The sequence below is a fragment of the Tabrizicola sp. genome (assembly GCF_030373185.1).
GTDB lineage: Bacteria > Pseudomonadota > Alphaproteobacteria > Rhodobacterales > Rhodobacteraceae > Tabrizicola.
Genome location: NZ_JAUCZH010000005.1, coordinates 254,563 through 262,563, shown reverse-complemented (window position 1 = coordinate 262,563; position 8,001 = coordinate 254,563). Strand labels below are relative to the sequence as shown.

The window sequence follows — 8,001 nt, the reverse complement described above, 5'->3', positions numbered from 1 at the left end:
CGATAGCGAAAAGGCTGCCCCCTGCCCTGGGCCGGTCTTGACCACCAGCCAGCCAGCCGGGAACATCACATGTCCTTGACCGGGCGCGGGGGGGGCAACCGGGATGATCGGAGTCTCCGGTTCTTCAAACAGCGACACCACCGCTTTGGATTCGGCCTCGAAGCCAAGAATGCGGGTCTTGGTCCGCGTCGGACGGCGGCGTACGGGGTCTGCTGCCGGGACCGCGGCAGCCGGGCGAGCCGGAATCTCGTCCGCGTCGTCCAGATCCCAGATGTTCACCGCCGGCCCACTGGCGCCTTCCGGCAGCGGAACCTTGCTTTTGACAACCCTGCTGGGACGGGCGGCAAGCAGGCCCGTATCCGGTTCAGGGTCCACGGTCGGCGGCGGGGTCACCGCAGCAAGCGCCTCACGCAGGCGTTTCACTTCAAGTTCGGCCAGGGCCGCCATGACCGGGTCAGGCCCCACTTCGACAGGGGCAACGGTGTTTACCGGTTCTTCATCGGTCTTGCCAAAGATTGAGCGAAGGAACTTCACGTCTCTCTCTCCACATCCTGTAGTTTTTGATCCACCCGGCGCTTAGCTTGCATCGGGCAATTGAAACGATCCGACCGCCATTCCGGACCCACGTTGAACCGCAAAACCGTAAGTTGCAACGCGATTCTCTTTTTCCCGCGCCAGTATATCTGCCAAGGCAGTTGCCGTCCCCAGGGTCTCGCCCGTCTTGGAATAGGCCAGCAGCACATCGCCCGGACGCAGGTCTGTCCCGCCACTTGCCGGAAGCGCGACCACGACGGTCCGGGTTCCTGTGGGCGTATCATGCATTTCGAAGACCAGACCGCCCTCCAGCGCAAGGCGGTCGACAACCGCAAGCGTTTCCATCCTGCGCAGGATCTCGGCACCCGGTTCCGCCTGATACCCGAAGATGACTTTGAGCTGGTCCAGTTGGTCCAGATCGGACCCCGCGCCCATCATCGCCGGAATCAGGTTGCCATCCTGCACCGGAGCGCCGTTCACTTCGACGATCAATTGCGCGGGCTGCATCCATTCGGGCGACCAGGGCAGAAGTCCGGCCACCCGGTTGGGTTCGGACGGGTCGGCAACAAACGGCATCTGGACGGAACGGAACTGGCCCAACGGCAGGGCGGATAGCGCCGCCCCTTGCCCACCAGCCTGCGCCGAGGCTCCGGCCACCGCTTTTCCGGCAATTGACGCAGAACCGAATCGGTCCGACAGATCGTCTGCAAGGGATGAAAGCCCGGCAATCAGCAGGACCGTAGCCGCCGTTGACACCAGCCAATCCCGCGGGCCGCGCCGCACCAAGGCTGGTGTCGCGTTCGATGGGTCGGGGGAAACCAGCGCCGGGGCGGAAACCACCTTCGGCACCGGAACATCACGCAACATGGCCTGCCATTCCGCGGCCGACTGAAGCCGGTCTTTCGGGAAGATCGACATCGCCTTGTCGATCGCCGCGAGAAAGGGCTTGGGATAGCCCTTGACGCGACCGACGAGCGGGCGCTGCGGGTCGCCCTCGCGGTTGGCAATGGACGACAAACGCTCTTGCGAGGTCTTTGGCACCTCACCCGAGACGAGATGGCAAAAAGTTGCCGCAAGCGCGTAAAGATCGCTGTAGGGGGCCTGCTTGCTGCCGCTGATGTAGAATTCCTGCGGCGAGTAGCCGTCCTTGACCACCCGCAACCCCGAAACCGCCCGGCTTTTCCGGGTCACATCCTTGCGCGCGGCACCAAAGTCTATCAGCACCGGCTCGCCGGTCGTGCGGTCCAGAAGGATGTTGTCGGGCGAGATGTCGCGATGCAGGAAGCCTTGCGCATGCACATAGCCCAGGGCGTCAAGGATCTTGTGCAGGGTGATGATGATCTCGTCCCGGGTCAGCTTTGGCGCGGTTCCCTCGATCGTCTCCAGAAGATCGGGGCCATGGATATGGTCCATCGCCATGTAGGCGGTTTCGTTGTCCTGAAAGACCTGATGGACCTTGACGATGTTCGGGTGGTCCAGCTTCGCAAGATTGAGGGCTTCTTGCAGGAACAGTTCCACGATCGACCGGAAGTCAGCCTGACGCTGGCGCGAATTGGGGGTCACGATCGTATCGTTGCGCCGGCAGAAAGAGCTTGGGAAGCATTCTTTCAAGACCACCCGGCGGCGCAGTGAATCCTGTGCCAGATAGGTAATCCCGAAACCGCCTGCATTCAGGAATGACTCGATCGTGAACTGCCCGCGCAGCAAATTTGCCCCGGGCTTGAGTTCGTCTGCGAAAGATTCAATCGCGACTTCTTCCATTTTCAATGCAGCGGACGACATGACCAACCCCAATTCCGCACCCAGACCTTGCCCCCAAGGCCGAGACGGCTAGCCAGAAGGTATAGCTGGGGAAATGGGCCAAATCGTGATGCCATTTCGCTTGATTTTCGCCACAATTCCGCCCCGCAGGACGTTGCACCACCCTCTTGACACCTGCTGCCAGAAAGCCGCATTTCAAACGTTAACTGTGACTATCCGGTAAAAACCCGGCGTTTCTGGCAGGTTAGGCAACAGTCTTCAACTTTGATCCCTGCCAATCTTTTGCCACAACATGCCCGCCACCCAAAAACAGGGCAGGTGCCTGACAACACTCCTGGTTGCCCGACCTGCGCCCGATTCTCTTTCCCCCGGTCTTGCCCTTTTCGCAGCCTCGTGACACCACGGTCCGATGCTGGAAATCTTGCTGAAAACCCTGCCATTCTTCGCTGTGATCGGCCTGGGCTACTTGTCCGGCCGGGCTCGGTTCTTTTCCGAAGAGGCAACGGCCTATCTGACCCGTTTCGTCTTCTACTTCGCGCTGTCAGCCATGTTGTTTGGTTTTGCCGCGAATCTTGACGTGGCGCAGATCTTCAACTGGCCCTTTGTCTTTGCGTATCTGCTTGGCACCTCGGTCATCTGGCTGGTCGTCGCCGGGGTCGCGCTTGTGCGCGGCACGAACGGGGAAGAGGCCGTGTTCGAGGCCCATACCGGCGTGATCGGCAATGTCGGCTTCCTTGGCATTCCGATGCTGGCGCTGTTGCTTGGGCCACAGGCGGTGGGGCCGGTGCTTCTGGTGCTTGCGGTCGATCTGATCGTCTTCTCGTCGATCCTGACGATGCTGATCACTGGGCTGCGCGCCGGGCGGGTCAGCCTTGCGACCTTCAGTATCCTTGGCGCGGGGCTGGCGAAGAATCCGATGATCGTCTCGGTCGTCCTGGGTATTCTTTGGGGGGCCACCGGCTTCAGCCTGCCGGGACCGGTGAACGAGTTTCTGACACTCCTTGGTGCCGCGGCCACGCCTTGCGCGCTTTTTGCCATTGGCGCCTCTCTGGCCGGTCGGAGCGCCGAACGACTGGAGGTGGCGGGCTGGCTGTCATTCTCCAAGCTGTTTCTGCATCCTGCCGCGGTCGCTGCGGCCTGCTGGCTGTTTGGCGTCACCGGCTTCGAGGCGGGCGTCATGATCGCGGCATCGGCGCTGCCGGTTGCGGGCAACGTCTTCATTCTGGCGCAGCACTACAAGGTTGCGCCACAACGGGTTTCCACGGCGATCCTTCTGTCCACGGCGGCTTCGGTGCTGACCGTGACCGGCGTGATCGCGCTGATCAGTCAAGGGGGCTGGACATGAAAACCATCTCGGAAAACCGCGCTTTCGGCGGCGTGCAAGGGGTTTATTCGCACCGCTCGACCGCCTGCGCCTGCGACATGACCTTCGGTCTGTTCCTGCCCGCACAGGCGGAAGAAGGGCCGGTTCCGCTGTTGTGGTTCCTTTCGGGCCTGACCTGCACGCATGAAAACGCCATGGCAAAGGCCGGGGCGCAACGTTGGGCCGCCGAGGCCGGAATCGCGCTGGTCTTCCCCGACACCTCGCCGCGCGGCGACGGCGTGGCGAATGACCCGGACTATGCCCTTGGGCAGGGCGCGGGCTTCTATGTCAACGCCACGCAACAGCCTTGGGCCACACATTTCCGGATGTGGGATTATGTGACCGACGAACTGCCGCGCCTCTTGTTCAACTCCTTCCCGCTGGCCGAGGATGTTCAGGGCATCACCGGTCATTCGATGGGCGGACATGGCGCACTGACCATCGCGATGAGCTTTCCGGGACGTTTCCGATCGGTTTCGGCCTTCGCCCCGATCTGCAACCCGGTTGCAAGCGATTGGGGCCGAGTGCAGTTCTCCGCCTATCTGGGCGAAGACGAGTCCACTTGGGGCCAACATGATGCCACACTTCTGACGCGAAAGCGTGGTTTCGATGGTCCTCTGCTGGTGGATCAGGGTACAGCTGACCAGTTTCTGGAAAAGCTGCGTCCCGAAGCGCTTGCCGAGGCTTTGGTCGCCACTCGTCAGGGTGGAACATTCAGGATGCAGAAGGGCTATGATCACAGCTATTTCTTTGTTTCGACCTTCATGGAAGACCATGTCGCGTTCCATGCCGAAGCCTTCATGGCTTAAGCCGCTTGCGGTCGTGCTGGCGGGGATGTTCGGCTATGACCCCGCCGCCCCGGCGCTGGCCAATGCAACGGATGTGATCCTTGAAGCAAGCTCTGCTTCGGCGGCTAGTCCGTCAGCCATGGTAACGGCGAAAGAAGTGCTTGGAATCCTGAACGCGGCCCGTGCCAAGGCCGGATGCGGACCGCTCAAGATCAATTCGAAGTTGATGTCGGCAGCCAAGACGCATGCGACCAACATGGCTCAGAAGGATTTCTTCGGCCATGCGAACAAGGACGGCAGCAAGTTTTCCAACCGTGTCAAGCGTCAGGGCTACAAGTATCGCATGGTCGCCGAGAACATCGCTGCCGGGCAGGCGACCGCAAGACAGGTGGCCAATGACTGGCTGGGCAGCGCCGGCCACCGCCGCAACATCCTGAACTGCAAGCTGAAGGACACCGGGGTCGCGGTGGCCTATCAGGCCAGCGACAAGCCGATGATGGGCAACAGCAAGCCGTTCTATTACTATTGGGTGCAGGTCTTCGCCTCTCCATGAGCCGGCGGATCTTTATTGATGCCGACGCCTGCCCCGTGAAGGCAGAAGCAGAACGGGTTGCCACACGCCATGGGGTCAGGATGGTGCTGGTGTCCAACGGCGGCATTCGGCCATCGCAAAACCCGCTGGTCGAAAGCGTGTTCGTGGCCGCCGGTCCCGACGAGGCCGACAAGTGGATCGCCGAGGCATGCGGACCGGGCGACGTGGTCGTGACCGGTGATATCCCGCTGGCGGCAAAATGTGTGGCCGCCGGGGCATGGGTCGTCAAGCACAATGGCGACGAGCTGACTGCCGCAAATGTGGGCATGGCACTGGCAACGCGGGATCTGATGGCGGACCTGCGGTCAGCCGATCCGTTCCGTCAGGGCGGCGGAAAGATGTTCGGCAAGGCCGACCGCAGCCGCTTCCTCGACGTGCTTGACCGGGTGCTGCGCCGGATCTGAGGCCGGAAGCGCGCCCGCGCCATGCGATGTCGCAGGCAGGACAGACGCAACGGCCAGCGCCGGATCATCTGCCGCCATGGCACACAATCCGGCCCTGACGGGCATCCTTTTCGCCATCGGCGGCACGCTGATCTTTTCGGTCAATGACGTTGCGATCAAATTCCTGTCGGGTGGCTATGCGCTGCATCAGGTAATCCTGATCCGGGCCTTCGTGGCGATGGTCTTCATCCTGACCTTCATCGCCCTTTCCGGCACCGGCTTTCGCCAGCTGATCACTCGGCGCCCCCGCACCCATCTTTTGCGGGTGGGAATCGTGATGGTGTCCAACGTCACCTTTTTTGTGGGTCTGGCCGCCATGCCCTTGGCCGACGCTGTGGCGGTGGCCTTCATCAGTCCGATTGCCGTTACCCTGCTGTCTGTCGTCTTCCTGCGCGAGACCGTCGGGCCACGGCGCTGGATGGCGGTGACGCTGGGCATGGTGGGCGTCATCATCATGCTGCGCCCGGGGGCGGGGGTGATCCAGCCTGCGGCGGTGCTGGTGCTGATCTCGGCGGTCCTTTACGCCGCCGGCAACCTTCTGTCCCGGCAGATGGGCGGGACGGAAAGCACGATGACGCTTTCATTCTACGTGGCCTTCGGGTTCATCGTCGTCAGCAGCGCGATGGGGCTATGGGCTGGCGACGGGCATCTGGCCAGCGACGACCCCCTGTGGGGCTTTCTGTTCCGGCCGTGGATCTGGCCGCCGATCACCGACTGGCCGATCTTTCTGGCCACCGGCTTTGCGGTCAGCGTCGGTGGGATGATGGTCACACAAGCCTATCGGACCACCGAAGCGGGGCTTGTCGCACCCTTTGAGTATGTCGGCATGCCCGCCGCAATCATTTGGGGCGCAGTGGTTTTCGCCACCTTCCCCGACCTTACGGCATGGGCAGGGATTGCGCTTATCTGCGGATCAGGCCTCTATACGATCTGGCGCGAGACTGTGCGGAAGCGGGGGACGGATGCGGCCTGAGGCGGTTATCTTCGACATCGGAAACGTGCTGACCCGCTGGCAGCCCGAGGCCTTCTATGACCGGGTGATCGGCGCGGATCGGCGCCAGCGCCTGTTCGCCGAGGTTGACCTGCATGGCATGAACGAAATTGTCGATGCAGGCGGCCTTTTTCGCGAAACGATCTACGACTGGGCCGAAGCTCACCCCGGCTGGGCGCCGGAAATCCGCATGTGGTATGACCGCTGGATCGAACTTGCCAGCCCGCGGATCGAGGGCTCCATCGCCTTGCTGAGGGCGCTGAAGGCCAAAGGCGTGCCAGTGTTCAACCTGACCAACTTCGGCAGCCACTCCTATGAGGAAGCTCGCGACAAACTGGATTTCCTGTCCGAGTTCGATCGGGAATATGTCTCTGGCCGGATGGGGATCACAAAGCCGGATCCTGGCATCTTTGCAATGGTCGAGGCCGATTGCGGCATTACGCCTGAACGGCTCTTGTTCACCGACGACAAGGCCGACAACATCACCGCAGCAGCCCGGCGCGGCTGGCGGACCCATCAGTTTGAAAGCTGGGAAGGCTGGGCCGCACGACTGGTGGCAGAAGAACTTCTCAGCAAGCAGGAGGCAGGGCTATGAACGTGGACACGATCAGCAAGGACGCAGAAGGGCTGTTGACCTGGGCAGGCCTCACAGCGGCGCTGGAGGCCGGGCATCGGTTGCCAGCAGCCGAGATTGCAGACCTTTTGCTTTATCGCGGGCCGGATACCCTGCTGGACCGGGCCGCATGGATCGACGGGCTGGGGTCTTTGGTCAAGGTCGGCACGATCGTGCCGGGCAACACGGGCCGCGGCAAGCCTACGGTCAACGGGATCGTCAACCTCTTCGATGACACGACCGGAGAGTTGAAAGCGCTGTTGGACTTTCACCTTGTGACCAAATGGAAGACAGCCGGCGACAGCCTCTTGTCCGCCAGCCGTCTGGCCCGGAAAGACAGCCGCAAGTTCCTGCTTGTCGGTGCCGGGACTGTCGCGCGCTCGATGGTCGAAGCCTACCGCTCGGTCTGGCCTGACGCGCAGTTCACGATCTGGAGCCGCAGCCGCGCCACTGCCGAAAGCATGGGCCTGCCGGTGGCCGACGATCTGGAAGCTGCTGTGAAGGCAGCCGACGTGATCTGCACCGCCACCCTTGCCACGGACCCGCTGATCAAGGGCGACTGGTTGCAGCCCGGCCAGCACCTTGACCTGATCGGCGCCTATACCCCTGCCATGCGCGAGGTCGACGATACCGCCATGTCCCGCGCCCGCGTCTTCGTCGATGCCCGTGCCACCACGCTGCACCACATCGGCGAACTGATGTCCCCCATAGCCTCGGGCGCAATCACCGAAGCGGATGTCATTGCGGACTTTTACGATGATCCCGCGCTGTTCACCCGCCGCTCTGGCGACGAAATCACCATCGCCAAGAACGGCGGCGGCGCACATCTGGATCTGATGACCGCAACCTATATCGCCGGGGCCTGGGCCAACCGCGCCTGATCTGCTCTTTTCAAGAATACTCCCGCCGGAGGCGC

8 protein-coding genes and 1 pseudogene are annotated in these 8,001 nt (G+C 62.3%); 7 read left to right on the top strand and 2 right to left on the bottom strand.

Translation table 11 applies throughout. The features are described 5' to 3' along the window. Both QUV21_RS12365 and QUV21_RS12360 read right to left on the bottom strand, forming a co-directional pair. Window positions 1-534 (bottom strand): annotated as a pseudogene (locus QUV21_RS12365) (hypothetical protein); the annotation flags it as partial. A gap of 42 nt (window positions 535-576) precedes the next feature. Then, the gene (locus QUV21_RS12360; protein ID WP_300855296.1) at window positions 577-2,097 is read right to left on the bottom strand and encodes a serine/threonine-protein kinase; all 1,521 of its coding nucleotides are present in this window, start codon (window positions 2,095-2,097) and stop codon (window positions 577-579) included. Between the two features lie 607 nt (window positions 2,098-2,704). Between QUV21_RS12360 and QUV21_RS12355 the strand changes: the two genes are divergently transcribed. The 7 genes from QUV21_RS12355 to QUV21_RS12325 all read left to right on the top strand — a co-directional run bounded on the left by QUV21_RS12355 (window position 2,705) and on the right by QUV21_RS12325 (window position 7,966). Further along, window positions 2,705-3,640, top strand: coding sequence for an AEC family transporter (locus QUV21_RS12355; RefSeq protein WP_300855295.1), 936 nt, complete (start codon window positions 2,705-2,707; stop codon window positions 3,638-3,640). After that, window positions 3,637-4,467, top strand: coding sequence for an S-formylglutathione hydrolase (gene fghA, locus QUV21_RS12350; RefSeq protein WP_300855294.1), 831 nt, complete (start codon window positions 3,637-3,639; stop codon window positions 4,465-4,467). The genes QUV21_RS12355 and fghA overlap by 4 nt, the downstream gene beginning before the upstream one ends. Next, window positions 4,433-4,999, top strand: a complete 567-nt coding sequence (locus tag QUV21_RS12345; RefSeq protein WP_300855283.1) for a CAP domain-containing protein — start codon at window positions 4,433-4,435, stop codon at window positions 4,997-4,999. Before fghA ends, QUV21_RS12345 begins: the two co-directional genes overlap by 35 nt. Continuing rightward, the gene (locus QUV21_RS12340; RefSeq protein WP_300855282.1) at window positions 4,996-5,442 is read left to right on the top strand and encodes a YaiI/YqxD family protein; all 447 of its coding nucleotides are present in this window, start codon (window positions 4,996-4,998) and stop codon (window positions 5,440-5,442) included. The genes QUV21_RS12345 and QUV21_RS12340 overlap by 4 nt, the downstream gene beginning before the upstream one ends. A gap of 76 nt (window positions 5,443-5,518) precedes the next feature. Then, window positions 5,519-6,454: a DMT family transporter gene (locus QUV21_RS12335; RefSeq protein WP_300855281.1), complete on the top strand. Its 936-nt coding sequence runs from the start codon at window positions 5,519-5,521 to the stop codon at window positions 6,452-6,454. After that, on the top strand, window positions 6,444-7,067 hold the full coding sequence (locus tag QUV21_RS12330; RefSeq protein ID WP_300855280.1) for an HAD-IA family hydrolase: 624 nt from the start codon (window positions 6,444-6,446) through the stop codon (window positions 7,065-7,067). The genes QUV21_RS12335 and QUV21_RS12330 overlap by 11 nt, the downstream gene beginning before the upstream one ends. After that, the gene (locus QUV21_RS12325; RefSeq protein WP_300855279.1) at window positions 7,064-7,966 is read left to right on the top strand and encodes an ornithine cyclodeaminase; all 903 of its coding nucleotides are present in this window, start codon (window positions 7,064-7,066) and stop codon (window positions 7,964-7,966) included. The genes QUV21_RS12330 and QUV21_RS12325 overlap by 4 nt, the downstream gene beginning before the upstream one ends. The last annotated feature ends 35 nt before the right edge of the window (window positions 7,967-8,001 follow it).